Source organism: Paenibacillus sp. FSL H7-0943 (genome assembly GCF_037963265.1).
Classification (GTDB): Bacteria; Bacillota; Bacilli; order Paenibacillales; family Paenibacillaceae; genus Paenibacillus_AQ; species Paenibacillus_AQ odorifer.
Map to the genome: position 1 here is coordinate 772,999 of NZ_CP150148.1, position 19,825 is coordinate 792,823.

The 19,825-nt window shown below is 46.3% G+C and carries 21 protein-coding genes; 17 read left to right on the forward strand and 4 right to left on the reverse strand.

Translation table 11 applies throughout. From position 1 onward, the window contains the following. Positions 1–90: 90 nt before the first annotated feature. Positions 91–1,353 (forward strand): threonine ammonia-lyase IlvA, encoded by a 1,263-nt coding sequence (gene ilvA / locus NSQ55_RS03385; RefSeq protein WP_076104158.1) that lies wholly within the window; start codon positions 91–93, stop codon positions 1,351–1,353. Between the two features lie 87 nt (positions 1,354–1,440). Here the strand turns inward: ilvA and NSQ55_RS03390 are convergent, their stop codons facing one another. Continuing rightward, positions 1,441–2,379: a hypothetical protein gene (locus NSQ55_RS03390; RefSeq protein ID WP_339171209.1), complete on the reverse strand. Its 939-nt coding sequence runs from the start codon at positions 2,377–2,379 to the stop codon at positions 1,441–1,443. Between the two features lie 50 nt (positions 2,380–2,429). Further along, positions 2,430–3,092, reverse strand: a complete 663-nt coding sequence (locus tag NSQ55_RS03395; RefSeq protein WP_076128474.1) for a DUF1129 family protein — start codon at positions 3,090–3,092, stop codon at positions 2,430–2,432. A gap of 183 nt (positions 3,093–3,275) precedes the next feature. On the opposite strand from NSQ55_RS03395, the gene NSQ55_RS03400 reads away from it, so the two are divergent. The 9 genes from NSQ55_RS03400 to NSQ55_RS03440 all read left to right on the forward strand — a co-directional run bounded on the left by NSQ55_RS03400 (position 3,276) and on the right by NSQ55_RS03440 (position 10,489). Next, positions 3,276–3,476, forward strand: a complete 201-nt coding sequence (locus NSQ55_RS03400) for a hypothetical protein (protein ID WP_036680885.1) — start codon at positions 3,276–3,278, stop codon at positions 3,474–3,476. Positions 3,477–3,963: 487 nt separating this feature from the next. Further along, a complete protein-coding gene (locus NSQ55_RS03405; protein ID WP_162636641.1) occupies positions 3,964–4,131 on the forward strand; it encodes a hypothetical protein in 168 nt (55 codons plus the stop codon). Between the two features lie 370 nt (positions 4,132–4,501). Further along, positions 4,502–5,119, forward strand: coding sequence for a hypothetical protein (locus tag NSQ55_RS03410; protein ID WP_339171216.1), 618 nt, complete (start codon positions 4,502–4,504; stop codon positions 5,117–5,119). Between the two features lie 76 nt (positions 5,120–5,195). Continuing rightward, a complete protein-coding gene (locus NSQ55_RS03415; protein ID WP_076195105.1) occupies positions 5,196–6,026 on the forward strand; it encodes an alpha/beta fold hydrolase in 831 nt (276 codons plus the stop codon). A gap of 85 nt (positions 6,027–6,111) precedes the next feature. After that, on the forward strand, positions 6,112–6,888 hold the full coding sequence (locus NSQ55_RS03420) for a class III extradiol ring-cleavage dioxygenase (protein ID WP_038568677.1): 777 nt from the start codon (positions 6,112–6,114) through the stop codon (positions 6,886–6,888). A gap of 204 nt (positions 6,889–7,092) precedes the next feature. Continuing rightward, positions 7,093–8,190 carry a DUF3048 domain-containing protein gene (locus tag NSQ55_RS03425; protein WP_076104156.1) on the forward strand — a complete coding sequence of 366 codons (1,098 nt, stop codon included), beginning with the start codon at positions 7,093–7,095 and terminating at the stop codon, positions 8,188–8,190. 202 nt (positions 8,191–8,392) lie between these two features. Further along, complete coding sequence (locus NSQ55_RS03430) at positions 8,393–9,010, forward strand: DUF47 family protein (RefSeq protein ID WP_036686871.1); 618 nt, start codon at positions 8,393–8,395, stop codon at positions 9,008–9,010. 13 nt (positions 9,011–9,023) lie between these two features. Further along, positions 9,024–10,016 (forward strand): inorganic phosphate transporter, encoded by a 993-nt coding sequence (locus tag NSQ55_RS03435; protein ID WP_036686873.1) that lies wholly within the window; start codon positions 9,024–9,026, stop codon positions 10,014–10,016. A gap of 80 nt (positions 10,017–10,096) precedes the next feature. Then, positions 10,097–10,489 (forward strand): hypothetical protein, encoded by a 393-nt coding sequence (locus tag NSQ55_RS03440; protein ID WP_339171225.1) that lies wholly within the window; start codon positions 10,097–10,099, stop codon positions 10,487–10,489. Positions 10,490–11,183: 694 nt separating this feature from the next. Here the strand turns inward: NSQ55_RS03440 and NSQ55_RS03445 are convergent. Next, the gene (locus tag NSQ55_RS03445) at positions 11,184–11,510 is read right to left on the reverse strand and encodes a hypothetical protein (RefSeq protein ID WP_339171228.1); all 327 of its coding nucleotides are present in this window, start codon (positions 11,508–11,510) and stop codon (positions 11,184–11,186) included. A gap of 459 nt (positions 11,511–11,969) precedes the next feature. Between NSQ55_RS03445 and corA the strand changes: the two genes are divergently transcribed. After that, the gene (gene corA / locus NSQ55_RS03450) at positions 11,970–12,929 is read left to right on the forward strand and encodes a magnesium/cobalt transporter CorA (protein WP_076190057.1); all 960 of its coding nucleotides are present in this window, start codon (positions 11,970–11,972) and stop codon (positions 12,927–12,929) included. 82 nt (positions 12,930–13,011) lie between these two features. Here the strand turns inward: corA and NSQ55_RS03455 are convergent, their stop codons facing one another. Next, entirely contained in the window at positions 13,012–13,572 is a 561-nt protein-coding gene (locus NSQ55_RS03455; RefSeq protein WP_038568686.1) for a hypothetical protein, read from the reverse strand. A gap of 429 nt (positions 13,573–14,001) precedes the next feature. Here NSQ55_RS03455 and NSQ55_RS03460 point away from each other — a divergent pair, with 429 nt between their 5' ends. The 6 genes from NSQ55_RS03460 to NSQ55_RS03485 all read left to right on the forward strand — a co-directional run bounded on the left by NSQ55_RS03460 (position 14,002) and on the right by NSQ55_RS03485 (position 19,821). Further along, complete coding sequence (locus NSQ55_RS03460; protein ID WP_019913624.1) at positions 14,002–14,292, forward strand: YerC/YecD family TrpR-related protein; 291 nt, start codon at positions 14,002–14,004, stop codon at positions 14,290–14,292. 3 nt (positions 14,293–14,295) lie between these two features. Then, positions 14,296–15,066 (forward strand): CbiX/SirB N-terminal domain-containing protein, encoded by a 771-nt coding sequence (locus NSQ55_RS03465; protein ID WP_339171235.1) that lies wholly within the window; start codon positions 14,296–14,298, stop codon positions 15,064–15,066. 230 nt (positions 15,067–15,296) lie between these two features. Next, a complete protein-coding gene (locus NSQ55_RS03470) occupies positions 15,297–16,187 on the forward strand; it encodes a diacylglycerol kinase (protein WP_036680719.1) in 891 nt (296 codons plus the stop codon). 64 nt (positions 16,188–16,251) lie between these two features. Further along, positions 16,252–17,811 carry a 23S rRNA (uracil(1939)-C(5))-methyltransferase RlmD gene (gene rlmD / locus NSQ55_RS03475; RefSeq protein WP_339171240.1) on the forward strand — a complete coding sequence of 520 codons (1,560 nt, stop codon included), beginning with the start codon at positions 16,252–16,254 and terminating at the stop codon, positions 17,809–17,811. A 541-nt stretch (positions 17,812–18,352) separates the two neighbouring features. After that, entirely contained in the window at positions 18,353–18,802 is a 450-nt protein-coding gene (locus tag NSQ55_RS03480) for a hypothetical protein (RefSeq protein WP_339171243.1), read from the forward strand. 314 nt (positions 18,803–19,116) lie between these two features. After that, positions 19,117–19,821, forward strand: a complete 705-nt coding sequence (locus NSQ55_RS03485; RefSeq protein ID WP_076282527.1) for a hypothetical protein — start codon at positions 19,117–19,119, stop codon at positions 19,819–19,821. Positions 19,822–19,825: the final 4 nt, after the last annotated feature.

Consider the following 19,825-nt stretch of genomic DNA (forward strand, 5'->3'; position numbering starts at 1 on the left):
TTATCACTGATTAGGATGCTTGAAAAAATGTCCTCGGGAGAGTATGTTACAAGAAGTAGAATAACAGATAGATAGTGAGGCGAGAGGGTTATGAGAGAAGAGGAAGACCGAATCGTAGGAATGGAAGATATTGTGCGGGCTCATCACGTACTGCGTGAAGTCATAATCCGGACACCCCTACAACGTGATGCTGTGCTGTCAGCCAAGTATGATTGTGATGTGTATTTGAAGCGCGAGGATTTGCAGATTGTACGTTCTTTCAAAATCCGCGGAGCTTATAATATGATTCGTAGTTTGTCAGCAGAAGATAGAGCGAAAGGCATTGTCTGTGCGAGTGCGGGCAACCATGCACAAGGCGTAGCCTATTCCTGTAAGGCGCTTGGAATTAAAGGCAAGGTCTATATGCCAAGCACTACACCTAACCAGAAGGTTAAGCAGGTTCGGCGGTTCGGCGGTGAGTTTGTTGAGGTCATTCTGAAGGGCGATACCTTTGATGACGCTTATGATGAAGCACTGCAAGCTTGTATAGATCATGGGATGACGTTGATCCATCCCTTTGATGAGCCACGAATCATTGCGGGCAACGGCACCATTGCAATGGAAGTGATGGAGAGTCTGGACAACCCTGCAGACTTTATGTTCGTAACCATTGGTGGAGGCGGCCTGGCAGCGGGCATAGCCACCTATGTGAAGACAGTTAGTCCTTCTACCAAGTTGATTGGTGTGGAGCCACTCGGAGCAGCTTCTATGACGGAAGCGATTAAGCTTGGAGAAGTGGTGACTCTAAAGGAAATTAATAAGTTCGTGGACGGAGCGGCTGTAAAACGTGTTGGCGGATTGACGTACGATATTTGTTCCCGTCATCTGGATGACATCGTGATGGTGCCTGAAGGTAAAGCTTGTACCACGATTCTGGAACTATATAACGAGAATGCCATAGTGGTTGAGCCAGCAGGTTCGCTGCCTATCGCAGCGCTTGATCAATATCGTGATCAAATCCGCGGCAAAACAGTTGTCTGTATCATAAGCGGCGGCAACAACGATATTGACCGGATGCAGGAGATCAAAGAGCGTTCATTGATTTACGAAGGCTTAAAACACTATTTCATGGTGAACTTCCCGCAACGTGCAGGTGCGCTGCGTGAGTTCTTGGGCGAAATCCTTGGACCTCACGATGATATTACCCGTTTCGAGTATATCAAGAAGCATGATAAAGAAAATGGTCCCGCGCTTGTTGGCATTGAATTATTGTCAACGGATGCCTACGAACCTCTCATCGAACGGATGCAGCAGAAGGGCGTCGATTATGTAGAGATCAATAAGGATTCTAATCTCTTTAACATCCTTATTTAATGCTCGCATCCACTTCATAATCACGTTAATGAACATAAACAAGCCCGTCCCTATTCATTTCAGGGACGGGCTTTTGTGATTTCTTTATTAGAGAGGTAACGAAGTCTTACGATATTGCTCGACCTCATCGGTCAATTTATAGCTATTGTCTTTCATTAATTTCATGAAGCTATCCAGCTTTTGTAGAAATGGGCTGTTGTCATTATTTTTGGTCAGAATACTGGAATAAGCCTTTTGCGCCTCCAAATCCATTTCCAGATTGTCATAATGGAAGAGAGGAGTGTTATTCTGGCCGTAAAACGTATTATTCACATACATAGTATACAAGGCTTTTACAGCAGAAATTCGGTTTGATTTCGGATGATTTTGAATGAATTGCTCTTGAGATAAAGCTCTGGCTGCTACCTCAGTCCAGGCGATAACTAGCCCGTTGTCCTTGGAAGAGGGCAGGTCCGATTCGGTGGCCATAATGGTAATATAAGCGCTGATATCATTGGTGACGTATAGCTTGTACTTGCGGTAAGCCCCATAATCGATCACCGGGAAAAAAGTACCCTCTGCTGTCTCCAGCTTATATCCGCTTTCGCTGGCACTTTTCAGCAGTGTACGCAGTTGGAGATCATCAGTAATAGCGGCAAGAGAAGACATGCTGGCGCCTGCTTTATAAATGGCGGTGAGCTTCCGCTGGACAGTGCTGGTACTGAATTTACTCTCCCAGGCTTGCAGCGCAGCTTTATGCAGATTCTCAAGCTTCAGCGTCATCATTGTTGCATGATACGAACCTACCGCATACATATTGGAGTTCAAATATTTTATGGCTTCGGGTAACTTGTCAGAGGTAGATAACAGCGGTAACGCAGCTTTATAGACAGCCTCTGCATGATTATTGCTAGCTGCTTGGGTTATTGCCTTAGAGCCTTCCCCAGGAGGGCTGGTAGCACCTTCGGCGTGAATAGCACTGGGCACTATGCCTAGCCCTAAGGCTATAGCTAGAACGGAGTAGAGAATATAATGCTTCTTAATCATGGAAGTTTCCCCCTATCTATCGGATGGAATAAAATTTTCAGCCTAGAACTTTATTTTTTGAAAAATATAAACTTCAGTCCCAACCCCCCAATGATGCACAGAATTAAGCTTACCCACGGGGATATTGTAATGACCGGAAATAACCGATCGAGGAACATACCGATAAATACAGCAGCTACTGCAATGCCGATATAGATGCCAAGGCTTTTTATATCAAAAGGTTTGGCACTGGGTGCATCGCTTTCCGACAAGGAAGACATCCATTTCATAATGAGTTCAATTAAGATAATGGAGCCTACTCCCACAGCGAGCAGGGTGAAAAGGCTGATCTGTCCGAACATTCCAGGTGAATCGTCAGTCCATTGGAAGAAGAGTCCACCGATTGCCAATATCCCAAAAAGACAGGTCAGAGCTGCGCAGGGAATCATCAAGTAATAGTTCCATTTACTGCGCACCGGGCGCCCGGGAACACTGTCTATGATTTCTTTAAAATAATCGTGCGGATTCTCGCCGAATACTTGCTTGGCATTTTTCCCTTTACGTTGTTCCTTCAACAGCAGCTTGGCCGCATCCAGCAAAAGTTCCTCTCCGCGCAGAGGGTCAATTCGACTGGCTCGCACCGCAAGGATCATATCTTCTAAATAGGAGCGATTGAAGGGCGTCAACTGCTCACGCAGGGCGTTATTTTCCTTAATCATATCTTTCACTTTCATAATTTGGATGTAAACCTCCAGTGTTGTTAATCGGTATAGTCTTTAACCTAGAGTATACGTTTGCATGACAGGTCTACGCAAGGACAACCATTTCTATGGCGATATGCATAATCCTTTTAGAAGAGTGAACACTGATAATGTTGTTGCTTGATCAATATAGCATTGGGAAAGGTTGGGAGCTTTATGGAACATGAGAACAAGAAAGAACAGGGAAGATCCATGGGCAACGGTTTCGAGCCTACGCCCAATAATTCAATGGGGGATTGGGGCGGCTCCGATGGATTCAGCATGTGGGATTCCGCAGAAGATGCTCCCGAGGGCTTGCTTAAGGATTGGGAAGGCAGCCATGAAACCCATGAGATGTTTAACGACAGCTACGATTGATTAACAACCCTGGTCATTCATCTCGAAAAAACAACAGAGCAGCGATCCACCGATACTGGGGATCGCTGCTCTTTGTTTTTTGGTGGGGTTCTGAAACCCCGGAACCCCGGAACCCCGGGACCCCGGAACCCCGGAACCCCGGGACCCCGGAACCCCGGAACCCCGGAACCCCGGAACCCCGGAACCCCGGAACCCCGGAACCCCGGAACCCCGGAACCCCGGAACCCCGGAACCCCGGAACCCCGGAACCCCGGAACCCCGGAACCCCGGAACCCCGGAACTCCGGGAACCCCGGGAACTCCAGAGCTCCCAGACCCCCGGTTGTCGTAGCATCCACCATCTTTCGGACTCAGATGACGTTATTAGCCAAATTATGGCCTTTTCAGCACAGTTTCGGACCCCAGTGACGCTATTGCTCGAAAAGTAGCTCTTATTTGCTGTTTTATAGGGTGATAGCGACTATGGGGTCCGATAGAATTCAAAAAGTGTGCTAAATCTTCGAATAGGGTCTTCTGAGTCCTATAGAGCTGCTGAATCCGATGGATTCAGCAGCGGGATTTCCGCGGAAGATACCCCCGAGGGCCTGCTTAAGGATTGGCAAGGCAGCCATGAAACCCATGAAACCCATGAGATGTTTAACGACAGCTACGATTGATTAACAACCCTGGTCATTCATCTCGAAAAAACAATAGAGCAGCGATCCTCCGATACTGGGATCGCTGCTCTGTTGTTTTTTGGTGGGGTTCTGAAACCCCGGGAACCCCGGGAACCCCGGAACCCCGGAACCCCGGAACCCCGGAACCCCGGAACCCCGGGAACTCCGGGAACCCCGGGAACTCGAGAGCTCCCAGACCCCCGGTTGTCGTAGTTTCCACCATCTTTCGGACTCAGATGACGTTATTAGCCAAATTATCGCCTTTTCAGTACAGTTTCGGACCCCAGTGACGCTATTGCTCGAAAAGTAGCTCTTATTTGCTGTTTTATAGGGTGATAGCGACTATGGGGTCCGATAGAATTCAAAAAGTGTGCTAAATCTGCGAATAGGGTCTTCTGAGTCCGCTGAAGCTACTGAGTCCGCTGGAGCTACTGAGTCCGCTGGAGCTACTGAGTCCGCTGGAGCTACTGAGTCCGAAGGAGCTACTGAGTCCGCTGGAGCTACTGAGTCCGAAGGAGCTACTGAGTCCGAAGGAGCTACTGAGTCCGAAGGAGCTACTGAGTCCGCTGGAGCTACTGAGTCCGCTGGAGCTACTGAGTCCGCTGGAGCTACTGAGTCCGCTGGAGCTACTGAGTCCGAAGGAGCTACTGAGTCCGCTGAAGCTACTGAGTCCGAAGGAGCTGCTGAGTCCGATGTAGTTACTGAGTCCGATGTAGTTACTGAGTCCGAAGGAGCTGCTGAGTTCGATGTAGTTTCTGAGTCCGAAGGAGCTGCTGAGTCCGCTGGAGCAAGTGAATCCGATAGAGCTGCTGAATCCCGGATTGGCGGTTTCAATCCACTCGACGTGGGAGCCCTAGAGTCATGTTCATATCTTACGGGACACCCTGTTTGTCGCGCAGACTCTAATGCCCAAATACTCCGTGCGTTTATTAAGAATTGTCCCCTTGCTGTTGACAATATGAACGAAATCTTTATAATTAGATTATAATTCATACTAAGTTAATCGGAATTCTAATAAATTAAAATAAATTAAATTATAAATATAATTATAGGAGGATGCGGCAATGGAACGGAATATTGTAATCCGGCATAACGGAGAAGAATTGACGGCGAGCATACATTACCCGAACAAAGAGAAGGGAACCTCTTCGCGTTGCAAGGATAGACTGCCATTAGCCGTGATCTGCCACGGATTTGTGGGGAATCGTATTGGCGTAGACCGGATTTTTGTGAAGGCTGCTCGTGAGCTGGCACAAGAGGGATATATGGTTATTCGTTTTGATTATGTGGGCTGCGGCGAGAGCAGCGGGAATTATGGCGGCGAAGACATGGAATCGATGATCGCTCAGACTAGAGCGGTGCTTGATTACGGAATTAGCTCTGCTGATGTGGACCCACAGCGCGTGACGCTGATTGGCCATAGCCTGGGTGGCGCGGTGGCGTTGCTGACAAGTATTCGCGATCGCCGCGTGAAGAATCTCGTGTTATGGGCCTCTGTTGGTTATCCTTTCAATGATATTGTGAAAATTGTAGGGCGGGAGGCGTATGATCGTGCTGTGAAGAATGGATCAGCCGATTATGTGGGCTACTCGTTTACGCCGGTATATTTTAATTCTTTGGCGGCTTTTCAGCCCTTCCAAGAAGCGAGCAAATTTAGCGGCGATGTACTCGTCATTCATGGCACCTCTGATGATGTCATTCCGGTGGATTACGCTTTTCTTTACCAGAAGCTGTTCTGGACACGTCCCGAAGGACGTTGCGATAAAGAGATCATTTTTCAAGGGGATCACACCTTTTCTTCTGGACCGGCGCAGCAGCAGCTGCTTAAGCGGACTATAGAATGGATGAACGAACAAGAGCATCTGCAGACAGAGTGGCAGAATTGGATGATTTAGGAGAAGGTTTTTATTCGCATTAACTTGCAATAAGCGGTAAAATAAAGATGCACACCATATACTGGGTTATGGAGGTTGGCATCCTATGAAATTACCGTCATTTTTTATTGCGCACGGTTCTCCGCTCCTCGCACTGGAGGATAACGAGTATACCCGTTTTCTGGAGCGGCTTGGTCAAGAACTTGAAGCGCCACGCGGTATAGTAGTTTTCTCAGCGCATTGGGATAGCCCTGAACAGCTACTTACCGTTGATGAACTGCACGAGACACAGCATGACTTCTACGGATTCCCTGAAGAAGTTTACACGCTGACCTATCCGGCCCCGGGCGATCCGGCCCTAACAAGACGGATTTCTGAGCTCTTCAAGGATAACAATCTATCACATCAGCCCGTTCTGGGGCGAGGACTCGATCATGGAGTCTGGGTGATACTGAAAAAAATGTTCCCCAACGCCGACATTCCGGTAGTTGCTTTATCCGTCGATTCTCTGCGCTCTCCCAAGGAGCAGTACAATATCGGGCGGATGTTAGCACCGCTTCGTGACGAAGGCATACTGCTGATTGGAAGCGGTGGACTTGTTCACAATTTGCGGATGCTAAGTGAAAGTGAGCAGCCTGAGGATTGGGCACTTGAATTCGATGCCTGGATTGCCAAGGGACTAGAAGCCTGGGATTTGCCTTCACTTTTTGCGTATGAGAAAAAAGCTCCACATGTACGCGATGCGGTTCCTTCTTATGGAAGAGAGCATTTTGCACCTCTCTTTTACGCGATGGGAACAGCGGATGGCAGCAGGAAGGCAGAGCGGATTTTTCAGGCTTATCAGTATGGGACATTAAGTCTGAATTGCTGGAAGCTAGACTAACTGAATGAATAAGAGACCCGCAGGGTGCAGCCGCAATGGCTGTACCCTTTTTTTAATATAAGAATTTATCTATTCCATGCTATAAAATTTCCTTATGCTTGCTATGAAAAAAGGGAGAAGGTGATCAAGACAAATGGGACTGACTGTGATTAAATGGAAGGAATCAGTGAGTTTCATAAAACGTTTAGGAGGAACTACAAGCTTATGAAAGTAAATTGCTCTTCTTCCCGTCTGTTATCTGCCATTGTATTGACCACCCTATTGCTCTCCGCTTGCGGAACACAGAGTGCAAATAATGAGATCACCCCGACACAGCAGCCTACCGCAGAGCCCACGCCTATCGAAACGATTCAACCCTCACCTACCATTGATCCCGCTGCTGAGCTCGTATCCGGATTAACAGGTCTTCCAGTTTCTGAAGACAGTCTTCCACGTCCCTTGGCCGTAATGATAAATAATGCTCCTGCCGCCCGGCCGCAATCGGGGGTTAGTGAAGCAGATATTTTGTATGAGATTCTTGCCGAAGGTGGTATTACGCGTTTGATTGGTATTTTTCAGAGCCATACAGGTGTGGTGAAAATCGGACCGATTCGCAGCATCCGCCCCTATCTGCTGGATATTGGCGAGAGCTACGGTGGTGTGACGGTGCATGCAGGAGGAAGTCCGGCAGCTTACGCCATTTTGCAAAAAGAGAAAAAAGAAGATATGGACGAGATCGGCCGTGCCGGAGCTTATTTTTGGCGGGATAAAGCGCGAAAAGCACCTCATAACCTGTACAGCAACGCAGCCAAACTGCGGGAAGGTGCCGAGAAGCTTGGGTTTGCGCAAAGTGTGAAGGTACCCGGGTATCTTTTTAACAATCCAGATTACATACCGGCGGACGGAGAGAAAGCCGCTGAATTTAGCATAAACTATCTGCTCAAAAGTTATAAAGTTGACTATAAATATGATCCTAAACGTCAGACCTATCAGCGTTATGTGAATGACAAACCTCATTTGGATCTAAATAACGATAATCCGGTGGAAGCGGCCAATGTGATGGTTATTGGAGCCGATCATAAAGTGCTTGATGATGTCGGAAGACTTCAGATTGATGTGGAGCTTGGCGGGGAAGCGTTGCTTTTTCAGCGGGGACAGGTCACCAAAGGCAGATGGTCGCGTGAACCAGGGGATGTGATCCGCTTTGTGAGGGATGGAAAAGAAGAGCTGATGTATCCAGGAATTACCCATATTTTGGTGGTCCCTAATGCACCTTCATTTAGCAGTCATGTGGTATATGGCGGGGCGGATGGTACAACATAAGAAAGTCGGAATATCCAGTGTTATACAGATTTGTGTTCGGAATAATGGGTATGTGTTAATAGAGTGTAAAAAAGTTCATTTCTATAGCTTCTATACCTTGTACGGATATGATAAGATAACAAGGGTTGTCATTCATTTTCATGCTTTTTACATATGAATGGCTCTGTATTCACGGTAATTTTATGTAAAGGGGTTTAAAACAATGAAGTTGAGAAAAAAGGACATATTCTTTGAGACGCTGGAAAATATGGCCGATACTATTGTCCAAGCTGCAGATTACTTTGCTCAGAATATCACTGATCTCCGGAATAATGTCGATAATTTCGCTGCAGAGATGAAAAAGTACGAATCCCAATGTGATACTTACACGCACACCGTCATCAAAGAATTGAACAAGACGTTTATTACGCCGCTTGAACGTGACGACATTATGGACTTGATCACAAGCATGGATGATGTCATCGATGGTCTGGAGGCATCCGCCTCACGTTTCTATATGTACAACCTTCTTGACCCGGATGAATACATTGTACAATTCGCCGAAATCCTTCGTCAGTGTGCTTATGAAATCCAAAAAGCGGTTCATTTGCTCTCCCAGAAGAAGCTGCTTGCGATTCGTGAATATACAATCCGTCTGAATGACCTTGAGAATCAAGGGGACGAAGTGCTTCGTATTTGTACTAAGGTCCTGTTCGAAACTGTAAAAGACCCGATTGAGCTGATTAAACGCAAGGAACTGTATGAGCGGCTCGAGACCACTACAGACAAATGTGAAGATGTAGCCAACATGTTGGAATCGATCATCATGCGCAACTCATAAGGGGTACTAGAATATGGAAACATCTATATGGATTCTTGGAATTGTTATATTTCTCGCGCTTGCGTTTGACTTTATCAATGGATTCCATGATACGGCCAACGCAATTGCTACCTCTGTCTCAACACGTGCCTTAAAACCGCGAACAGCAATTATTATGGCAGCACTGATGAACTTTGTTGGGGCCTTGATGTTTACAGGTGTGGCCAAAAAAATCGGCGGAAGTATCACCGACCCGACCTTGCTTGAAAATGGGTTGGATATCATAATAGCCACGCTGATTGCTTCGATTATTTGGAATTTGATCACTTGGTGGCTCGGGATTCCATCCTCATCGTCTCATGCACTGATCGGCGCTTTAGCGGGTGCAGTATACGTGGGGGCAGGCTCAGCACACATCAATTGGGGCGGGTTTGTGGAAATTGTCGAAGGACTGATTTTCTCCCCAATCATTGCGTTTGTTATCGGTTATATTATCATGACCATCCTGAAATGGATCTTTGCCAAGCGTAGTCCACATACGGTCAACAAGGGCTTCCGCTCTATGCAGGTCCTTACGGCAGCGTTACAGTCGTTCACACATGGTACGAATGATGCGCAAAAAGCGATGGGGATCATTACTTTTGCACTCGTTACCTCAGGACGTCAAGAAACTATGGATGTTATCCCTTTGTGGGTTAAGATAGCTGCAGCTACGGCTATGGCGCTCGGTACCTCCATTGGCGGTTGGAAGATTATTAAGACTATGGGTACGAAGATTTTTAAAATCGAACCTATTAACGGTTTCGCGGCTGATATTTCCGCGGCATCTGTTATTTTCTCAGCAACGCTGCTGCATTTGCCAGTAAGCTCAACGCATGCGATCACATCAGCGATCCTTGGGGTAGGCTCTGCCAAACGTTTCTCTGCAGTGAAATGGGGAGTAGCCGGACGTATTGTGGTCACTTGGTTCATCACGATTCCAATCAGTGCGGTATTAGCAGGTCTGATTTTCAAAATCATTTTTTAAACACCCTTTAATAAAGATGTCAGTTAGCCATTGGGCTGCGGACATCTTTTTTTGTTGTTTGGACATGAGGAGAGTGAAGAATGTACGGTATAAATCCCGTAGAAATGTCTGAATTCGGCGTTGGAGGGAGAAAGTACGGTATAAATCCCGTAGAAATGACGAAGTTTGGCGCTGGAGGGGGAATGTACGGTATAAATCCCGTAGAAGTGACGAAGTTTGGCGTCGGAGGGGGAATGTACGGTATAAATCCCGTAGAAGTGACGAAGTTTGGCGATGGAGGCGGAATGTACGGTATAAATCCCGTAGAAATGACGAAGTTTGGCGATGGATGGGGAATGTACGGTATATATCCCGTAGAATTTACGAAATTCGAGGATGGTGATAAAAAGAAGAGCATAATTGCCCTAGAATTGGAGACACTTCGTCGAAGAAGCAGAAAGAAAGGCATAAATGCCTTAGAATTGGTGAACTAACGTCGAAGAAGCAAAAATAAAGGCATAAATGCCTTAGAATTAGTAGAATAGGGTCGAAGAAGTAAAAGGAAGGGCATATATGTCTTAGAACGATGGAACCTGACTTGTATGAAGGTGGACCAGCCCAACTAAACACATTTCAAGGGAACCCAGCGCGCCTTAATCCAGTCTATCGTAACGTAACCTAGATCAAACTAAATCAATGCAGCCCAATTTACCTCATTTCAGCAGAATCCAGCGCACCGAAGTCCAGCCCTGCACAAAGTAACCTAGCCCAAATTAACTCAGTCCAGCCCCGCGTAACACATTTCAAGGGAACCCAGCGACCCTAATCCAGTCCATCGTAAAGTAACCTAGATCCAACTAACTCAACGCAGCCCAATTCACCTCATTTCAGCAGAATCCAGCGCACCGAAGTCCAGCCCTGCACAAAGTAACCTAGCCCAAATTAACTCAGCAAAGCCCCACGTAACACATTTCAGCAGAATCTAGCGCGCCTTAATCCAGTCTATCGTAACGTAACCTAGATCAAACTAAATCAATGCAGCCCAACTTAACACATTTCAAGGGAACCCAGCGCACCTAAATCCAGTCCATCGTAACGTAACCTAGCCCAAATTAAATCAGCACTGTCCAACTTGTCTCATTTCAGCAGAATCCAGCGCACCGAAGTCCAGCCCCTGCACAAAGTAACCTAGCCCAATTTACCATATTTTAATGGAATCCAGCGCACCTTAATCCAGTCCATCGTAACGTAACCTGGCACAAAATAACTCAGCCCAGTCCGACGTAACACATTCCAACGGAATCCACCGCACCACAGTCCAATCTTGCGCAAAGTAACTAGTCCAACCCAACCCAACCCAACCCAACCCAACCCAACCCAACCCAACCCAACCCAACCCAACCCAACCCAACCCAACCCAACCCAACCCAACCCAACCCAACCCAACCCAACCCAACCCAACCCTATTCTCTTTCTCCCTGCTTTTCTGCCGTCCATGAGCATCACTATATTCACAATTCCCACTTGCACTCAACTTTACAGTCAAGAATTGCATCCCTATCCCACGGTCACTACCAGCCCAAAGTAAACCATATGTTACTTACGTTAAATGAACGCGAGGCGATGGACTCAACCTTTTGCGAAATCAAGGTCAGTCTGCTTACGATCGAAGGGTTGTTTACTATCCCTTATGAGCACCTTTTCACCAACTAATTAGTAAAAATAGCGATAGTAATTCACAGCTATGAATTCATCTCACTCATAAACCCGATACCGACAGCAGAGAATAAGGACAGCTCGCCCCCAGCGCAACCAACCTTACACAAATGAATCGAGCATTAACGAACGACGAAGCACCAAATGTTTCTTAGTCTAGCTTGAGCGGTGCTGCTGGCTATGTTTTTTGCTTTTTGGAAGAGTTGTCTTCTTGCTGTACAATAGAGGCGTGGAAGAAGATGAAGCGGAGGAACATTTATGATACGTACACTTGTTGTCACACATAAAGGTGAGGTGCTGACAGAGATCCCTCTGCAAAATATCCGGCTGGAGGATTATGCTTGGATATGGGCAGATTTTGCTACGCCTACGCCAGAAGAAACGCTTTTGCTGGATCAATATTTTCATTTTCACCCCTTAGCGATAGAGGACTGTATGCATGTGTTGCAGCGGCCGAAGCTGGATCATTATGAGAATGTGCAGTTTTTTGTGCTGCATGCGCTGAATGAGCGGACGTTGGATGCTGAGGAGGTTGACCTATTTTTAAGCGCGAACTTTCTTGTCTCCTATCACCATCAGGAAAAAGCAGAGATGAATGAAGCGTGGGAACAGGTGAAGAGCGAAATACATAGTCGAAAAGGCTGGTCGGGTGGGCCGATGGCAGCTGCATATACGGTGATGGACAAGCTGGTGGACAAGTATTTTCCATGTCTCTACAGTTTAGAGGACGAGCTTGCGGATCTGGAGAGCAGCGGCAGCAGTGAGTCGGTGGAGGAATTGATGAGCCAGGTGTTTGGCGTGCGCGGAAGACTCCTCAAAATGCGGCGGACGATTGTGCCGATGCGCGATTTGATGTACCGGATCGTGAATTCACAGCATGTCCAGAGCAATGGCGAGGAACGGATTTATTTTGGCGATATTTATGACCATCTGCTAAAGCTCTCCGATATGATTGAGGCTGATCGGGAAATGACAGCGGATTTGCGTGACAGCTACATTTCACTCAATTCCAACCGGATGAATTCGATTATGAAAACACTAACGGTAATCACGACGGTATTCATGCCGCTGACGCTTATCGCCGGGATCTACGGAATGAACTTTGTGAAGATGCCTGAACTAGAGTGGAAGTATGGTTATTTTGCCGTGTTGTTGTTTATGCTGGTGGTTGGTTTTGGGATGTTCCGATGGTTTCGACGGAGTGGCTGGTTTAAGTAAAAATAGAGCAGAAGCGCTAACAGCAAATCTCTTTCCTGCGAGAATTGCTGTTTTTCTGATACATAGCTAGAAAACGTCACCGCTATTTGCGGCGACGTTTTCCGGTGGAAGAAGTAGAGCGTCGGCGAGTAGTTGTAGTAGATTTGCGACGGGGTGAGGTGGAGCGCTTTTTTTTGCGGCGATTAGGACTGTACAGGGCAGCATCCTCTTCGGCGGCTAGTGCGCCTGCTGCGCCTTTGTTTTTACCGAAGCTACCCATGAACAGCTTAACCATTGGAGCCATCTGCTGGAAGCCGGACATCACCTTTTGTACTTTACCCATAGAGTTTACGATCCCGTCAATGCCGCCCATACGATCGATGATACCTTTGATTTGCTCCATATTCCCACCAATTCCGCCACCGCCGCCTAAGCCGCTGAGCAGTCCGGCAAGCCCGCCGCTTGCCTTTGTTGCAGCTTCAGCTGCAGGGAGCGCTAGTGCAGTTTCGGTGGCAGCTTCTGCTCCTAAAGCAGGAAGGATTCCGGTCTCACCTGGGAGAGCTGAGGGCGCATATGAACTGAGGCCGGGGTAGGCAGAGGCATTATACGAATCGCTCAGTGAACGCTGATTCCGGCGGGAATGATTATAGTAATGATCAGGCATAATATCACATTCCTTTGTTAGTGGTCTGCTATACTGTATGTCATGGGCGAACATACGGTATAGACGAATGCCCGGGTAATAGGGATAGGAGCGGAAAAGGGCGTATGCCTATAAACAGGTTAAAGTAGTGAAGAAACCGTGTACGAGCTTGATTTTCGGCGCTTTTGTAGTACTATAGTGTAGGCGATAATTCTTATGTAGAGAAAAATACTTGTATTGGGGTACATAAATGGTGTGCGCGTGGGGTGGACGTTTGTCCATCATTTTCGTTCTTTACAGCGTGAAATCGTTAATGCTTGAAAAATGCGCTCCAGTGCAATATAGTAAAGGCAGGATAGTGACATTAGGTTGATGTTTCCGGAGCTAGTTTTGTACGGAGCTTAATCAGAGAAACTAATGCTGATAGAACTTTTAGGGGATGAAAAATTGATGCAACTTAAGAAGTTAAATGATAAAAGTATAGACCAATTATTTGAAGCCATTTTAACATTAAAGAATATGGAAGAATGTTATGTTTTCTTTGATGATTTGTGCACCGTGAACGAGATTCAATCGCTGTCGCAACGACTGGAAGTAGCGCGTATGCTTGGCAAAGGTTCGACCTACAATCAGATCGAAGCAGAGACAGGAGCAAGTACAGCTACTATTTCCCGTGTAAAACGTTGCCTGAACTACGGAAATGATGGTTATAAATTAACGCTGGAACGTTTGGGACGCTAATTTATGGTACCGGGCGTACTTATTATCAGTCACGGCTCCCGCGACGAGGTTTGGGTGTCGATCGTGGAAGAGGCCGTAAGCGAATTATCGCTAGATGAAGAGATGCCAGTGGTGATCTCTTTTTTAGAGCTGGTAGAGGGCCGTCTGATTCAAGATGGAATAAATGAACTGGAACATGCAGGGGTCACAGATATAATTGTGATCCCATTGTTCGTTTCCTCGGGAAGCACACATGTCGATGAAATAGAATATGCACTAGGGGCTAAACCTGCACCTGAACGTGAGACCGATTTAGAGCCGTTCCACGTGAAGGCTAAGGTTCACTATGGTTATCCTGTCGACGATGACCCGGACATCGCTGTGATGATCTGGGACAAGCTCCGTAAGCTGTCTACGGAACCTGAACGTGAGACGATTCTGTTGGTAGGTCACGGCAGCATTTATGATGGCTTCCGCCAGCGTTGGCAGCAGGGCATCTCTTCACTGGCAGGACGTGTACGTGAGGTGAGCGGCGTAGCGGCGGCCGATTATGGTCTGCTGAATCCGGACAGTGTAAGAATCAAAGTGGAGTATTGGCAGGAGCAGGGTCACGAGGTATTGGTGGCGCCGCTTTTTTTGAGTGAAGGTTATTTCACTAAACATGTGGTTCCGAACAGACTTAAAGGGTTAACCTATAAGTATTCTGGCCAGACGCTTTTGCCGCACCCGCTACTTGCGCATTGGATTGAGAGACAGGTAGAGACACTCCTCGAACAGATTCGAAAAAAGAGTTAAAAAGTTTCCTTTTTAGCCCACTTAATCATGAAAAATAGTGCCCATTTCCGTGGATAATACGGGATTTGCTGCATAGACATATATATAGTTATTTTTGCCTAATAAGGTGTCGTGAATTGTTGTATAATGGAATATTTACGATAAATGTCCTCTGACATTGATTGTAGTGGTCCGAATTAGGTATAATCAATTAGGTTATTCTATTATAAAAAACAGGTGGCGTTCCGGTAATGAAAACTGCGAGATTGATTTATAATCCCACTTCTGGACGGGAAGAAATGAAGAAGCGGCTCGCCGACATTTTGGACCGGCTGGATACGGGTGGCATTGAAGCCTCCTGCCATGCAACGACCGGAGAAGGCGATGCTATGTTAGCTGCTGCGGATGCAGTAGAGCGCGGTTATGATCTAATCATAGCAGCCGGTGGGGATGGCACTTTAAATGAGGTTATCAATGGTATGGCGGAGAAACCTAATCTCCCCCCGCTTGGCGTATTGCCACTTGGGACTACCAATGATTTTGCACGTGCGATGGGGATCCCGAAGAATTGGGAAGATTCCGTTGATTTGATCCTTCGTCAAGAGTCGCGTCCGATTGATATCGGTAAAGCCAATGATCGTTATTTCATTAATATAGCAGGCGGTGGCAGTCTAACCGAACTGACCTATGAAGTTCCCAGTAAGCTGAAGACCATGATAGGGCAGCTTGCGTACTATTTAAAAGGTATTGAAAAAATGGTCAGCCTATCTCCTCAGGAACTAATCATTCGTGCCAATGGGCAGGAGGTTATTCATGATGAGTTTATGCTGTTCCTGATTGCAAATACGAATTCTGTTGGCGGCTTTGAAAAGCTTGCTCCCGGCGCTCGAATCGATGACGGTCTGTTAGATGTTATTGCGGTTAAAAAATGCAACTTGGCAGAGTTTGTCCGTTTGGTTAGATTGGCCCTTCGTGGCGAGCATTTGCAGGATAAAAAGGTTGTGTATTTCCGTACGGATGCAATGGATGTAATCTCTCCAGGGCATGTCCAATTGAACTTGGATGGAGAACTTGGCGGAGAGCTGCCGGGTCGTTTTCGGATTTTGCCGCAGCATCTGCGGATTTTTGCTCAGAATAATTAGGTTGATTGAAAGCAAGAGTGTGGGATTATACAGCGATGATAATGAAAGAAGTGAACTATAAATAATGAGTAAACACCGCAGTGGACGCAGCACCAGCCGCCCAGCCGGCAAGACGCCTGTCGCCGGACTGCCTGTGAATAAAAATGATGAGGTTATGCTCGATATTATCGGCATGACCCATGAAGGTGAAGGGGTAGGCCGCGTAGAAGGCTTTACCCTTTTTGTGCAGGGAGCCCTTCCCGGAGAGAAAGTCCGGGCAAGGGTGCTCAAGACCAAAAAGCAGTATGGCTACGCCAAACTGCTGAATATAGTAGAAGCGAGCAGCGCCCGCATCGCGGCGCCTTGCGAGATCTATGACCAATGCGGCGGCTGCCAACTGCAGCATATGGACTACACTGCTCAGCTGGCGTGGAAACGGCAGCTGGTGGTGGACAACCTGGAGCGGATTGGGAAGCTTCGGGTGAGTGGTGGCGGGGATAGCGGAAAGAGCAAAGAGAATGAAGCTGTTGAGAGTCAGATAGATAGTGCTAACGATGGTGGCATCGTGGATGGTACGACTGATGGCGCTGGAGTAGCTCAGACAGATGGCATTCTTGTTCGCCCTACACTCGGCATGGACGAACCTTGGCGTTACCGCAATAAGGCACAGGTGCCAATTGGGGTTACAGAAGGCGGTCTTGTGGGCGGCTTCTACGCACGGGGAAGTCACCGCATCATCGATATGGAAACCTGCTTGATCCAGCACGAAGATAATGATGACGTTGTGCGCAAGGTGAAAGACATTGGCAGAGAACTTGGCATCTCTGCTTATAGTGAAGAAACTGGCCGTGGCCTGCTGCGTCATGTCGTCGTGAAGAAAGCTTTCCGCACCGGTGAAATGATGGTCGTTCTTGTAACCAACGGCCGCGACATCCCACACCTGGACGCCTGGCTTGGCAGCATCCGTGAACAGCTGCCGGATGTAGTCAGCATCTGCCAGAACGTCAACACTCAGCGTACGAATGTCATCTTCGGTGGCGAAACCCGCGTCCTGTGGGGCAGAGACGTCATCTATGACTACATCGGCGATGTACAGTTCGCTATCTCAGCGCGTTCGTTCTATCAAGTGAACCCGGCACAGACCGAAGTGCTGTACGGTAAAACCGTTGAATATGCCGGACTAACTGGCAACGAAACGGTTATCGATGCCTATTGCGGCATCGGTACGATCTCCCTCTTTCTGGCGCAGCATGCAGCCAAGGTATATGGAGTAGAGATTGTGCCTGAGGCAATTGAGGATGCTCGGGCGAATGCGAAGTTAAATGAGATGAAGAATGTAGTGTTCGAGGTTGGTGCCTCTGAGGATGTAATCCCTAACTGGAAAGAGCAGGGGATTACGGCGGATGTTATCGTTGTCGATCCACCGCGTAAGGGTTGCGATCCGCGACTTTTGGAGACGATCCTGGCTATGAAGCCGGAGCGTGTGGTGTATGTGTCGTGTAATCCGTCGACACTGGCAAGAGACTTGCGGGTGCTCGAAGATGGCGGGTACAAGACAGTGGAGGTAACTCCGGTGGACATGTTCCCGCATACGGTGCATGTGGAATCGGTGGCGATGTTGGTGAAGGGTGGAATAGTGAAATGAAATCCTTTTATTTACTTAGGTTTTTCAATATGGTACAGAGTAAAAACGTTGGTGGTACAGATAGCGGAGAAGAGACTTGATGTAAAATTGATGTGAAAATCCACAGGAATTCAACCTAAATGAAAAGAAGACACCGGGAAACTATTTTTAAAATTTATTTCATTATTTTTGTGGACACTGAGAGCGTAATCGCTGCCCTAAAGTGATCTGCAGCAGCTGGCGGACCAACTGGCACGGCGCGCCTCTGCGCCCGTAACCGGTGTCCGACCGTTCGCTGCCCTAAAGCGATCTACACAGCTGTTTGCATTAGAAACGAACTATCAGGCAAACGAACTATCAGGCAGTATAATTTGTATTAATCTGCATGTTATAATAGAAAAGTTATTTATTCAGCAAAGAGAGTAATTTTCTTACTGAAATAACAGATTTCATTACAAAATTCGAGTCGGAAATGAGAGTGGGTTAATGGAGAAGGCACCACCAAAAGTTCTAGTAACATATGCGCATGATACTGAAGAGTTCGCCGATGAGGTCCTAAGCTTTGCCAACAGGCGAAGATCTGGATTTTGAAGCTTTTCATCCCTTTTTGCGGACTAAGGCTAAAAAGAGTGATGATAAAATAGGCTGGGAGACAAGTTATATTTTTATCCCAAAAGAAGGACTTGATCATGAGCCTTTATTTTTTGAGTGGCAGCCTGCGGAACTTGATGAAATAGAGTGGTTTATAATTAATTGGCTCTGCTTACATCAAGAACTTAATACAGAGGAACCTGGTTTCAAAAAATGGCTGGATGAAAAAGGCGTAAAACTAGAAGATCTTATTAAGAGTCTTTCTAAAAAGAGACTGACTACTTTTGAAAAAAATACATTTTATTTGTTAACTGATCAGTGTGCGGTTGTTAATGTTAACGATAAGTGGTATGCTGCCGAAAATAAATCAGGTAGACTGACTAATTGGGTTAAAAAAATGATGCAGAGCAGAGATGAATAAATGACCCCATCTGTATCTACGTAATAGAGAATAATTTTATTATTGCTGAGATACCAAGCTTGCCTTTAGATTCTTTATTAGGGCAATTAAAAAACCGAAGAGATTATATTTAAGAGCAGGTTAAACTCCTTTGTGAGTTACAGCCTGCTCTTTTTGATAGTGAAATAAGATATAATTGTTCATTATGGGTTGACAATTATCCGATGAACAAGGTGTAACTTTACAAAATAAAATTAATATATACAAAACTAGACAAAAAATAGTTTTTGGTATACCTTAGTATTAAGGGCATCGACAATCGGGAGGGATGAATTATGAGTACTGAAATATATCAAAAATGTATGCTTCTCTTGGAGCAACGAACAGTTATATGTGAAGGTATTAAAAAAGGATTTAAGAGGCATCAGCTATACCTAGAACTATTCTCTGATATAGTAACAGATACTTCAATTCCCAAAAACCGTTATGACCTTGTTAACACTGAGGTAATGAATTCTATTAAGGAACATCCGCACCTGCAGATTGAATTTGAGATGAAAAAGTCGGGATTTCATCCCTACATAGTATTAAGAGAAAAGCTAAGGAATATATCTGTTCTTGTATTACCATTAGCAACTAAAAAAGACATGTTTGACAGTGCGAGTACTTACAGAATGAACTTTTCTGTCTCAAACATCCCAAGGTTAATTGAGGAAGGTTTACCTGAGGACTCCCCAGATATTGACATTCAATACCAGAGGGCATTTCATCCGTTAGGCACGGACAGTTACCCCTTTGGTTTAATTGTTGCATATGATCCTTATGATGGTTCAATTAGAGAAGGTGCGTTACTGCCTGATCATACGGATTGGATATTTTTAGAGGATACTACGAGTATGGTATTAAGTAAAAGTTTGGACAATGTGACACCGATTAATGTTTATGAATACAGTGACGATATCATGATACCGTTTAAGGAGACAGCGCATCAAACTGACGAGGATATCCCTCTAAAGCTGAAATCTGATCCGTCAGTATGAAAGT

Excerpts from the sequence above, each read along its gene's own strand:
- NSQ55_RS03420 (WP_038568677.1), top strand. The coding sequence starts at position 6,112 with ATGAAATTACCGTCATTTTTTATTGCGCACGGTTCTCCGCTCCTCGCA.
- rlmD (WP_339171240.1), top strand. The coding sequence starts at position 16,252 with ATGAGTAAACACCGCAGTGGACGCAGCACCAGCCGCCCAGCCGGCAAG.
- ilvA (WP_076104158.1), top strand. The coding sequence starts at position 91 with ATGAGAGAAGAGGAAGACCGAATCGTAGGAATGGAAGATATTGTGCGG.
- NSQ55_RS03465 (WP_339171235.1), top strand. The coding sequence starts at position 14,296 with ATGGTACCGGGCGTACTTATTATCAGTCACGGCTCCCGCGACGAGGTT.
- NSQ55_RS03390 (WP_339171209.1), bottom strand. The coding sequence starts at position 2,379 with ATGATTAAGAAGCATTATATTCTCTACTCCGTTCTAGCTATAGCCTTA.
- NSQ55_RS03440 (WP_339171225.1), top strand. The coding sequence starts at position 10,097 with ATGTACGGTATAAATCCCGTAGAAATGTCTGAATTCGGCGTTGGAGGG.
- NSQ55_RS03485 (WP_076282527.1), top strand. The coding sequence starts at position 19,117 with ATGAGTACTGAAATATATCAAAAATGTATGCTTCTCTTGGAGCAACGA.
- NSQ55_RS03435 (WP_036686873.1), top strand. The coding sequence starts at position 9,024 with ATGGAAACATCTATATGGATTCTTGGAATTGTTATATTTCTCGCGCTT.
- corA (WP_076190057.1), top strand. The coding sequence starts at position 11,970 with ATGATACGTACACTTGTTGTCACACATAAAGGTGAGGTGCTGACAGAG.
- NSQ55_RS03425 (WP_076104156.1), top strand. The coding sequence starts at position 7,093 with ATGAAAGTAAATTGCTCTTCTTCCCGTCTGTTATCTGCCATTGTATTG.
- NSQ55_RS03400 (WP_036680885.1), top strand. The coding sequence starts at position 3,276 with ATGGAACATGAGAACAAGAAAGAACAGGGAAGATCCATGGGCAACGGT.
- NSQ55_RS03415 (WP_076195105.1), top strand. The coding sequence starts at position 5,196 with ATGGAACGGAATATTGTAATCCGGCATAACGGAGAAGAATTGACGGCG.
- NSQ55_RS03470 (WP_036680719.1), top strand. The coding sequence starts at position 15,297 with ATGAAAACTGCGAGATTGATTTATAATCCCACTTCTGGACGGGAAGAA.
- NSQ55_RS03455 (WP_038568686.1), bottom strand. The coding sequence starts at position 13,572 with ATGCCTGATCATTACTATAATCATTCCCGCCGGAATCAGCGTTCACTG.
- NSQ55_RS03460 (WP_019913624.1), top strand. The coding sequence starts at position 14,002 with ATGCAACTTAAGAAGTTAAATGATAAAAGTATAGACCAATTATTTGAA.
- NSQ55_RS03430 (WP_036686871.1), top strand. The coding sequence starts at position 8,393 with ATGAAGTTGAGAAAAAAGGACATATTCTTTGAGACGCTGGAAAATATG.
- NSQ55_RS03395 (WP_076128474.1), bottom strand. The coding sequence starts at position 3,092 with ATGAAAGTGAAAGATATGATTAAGGAAAATAACGCCCTGCGTGAGCAG.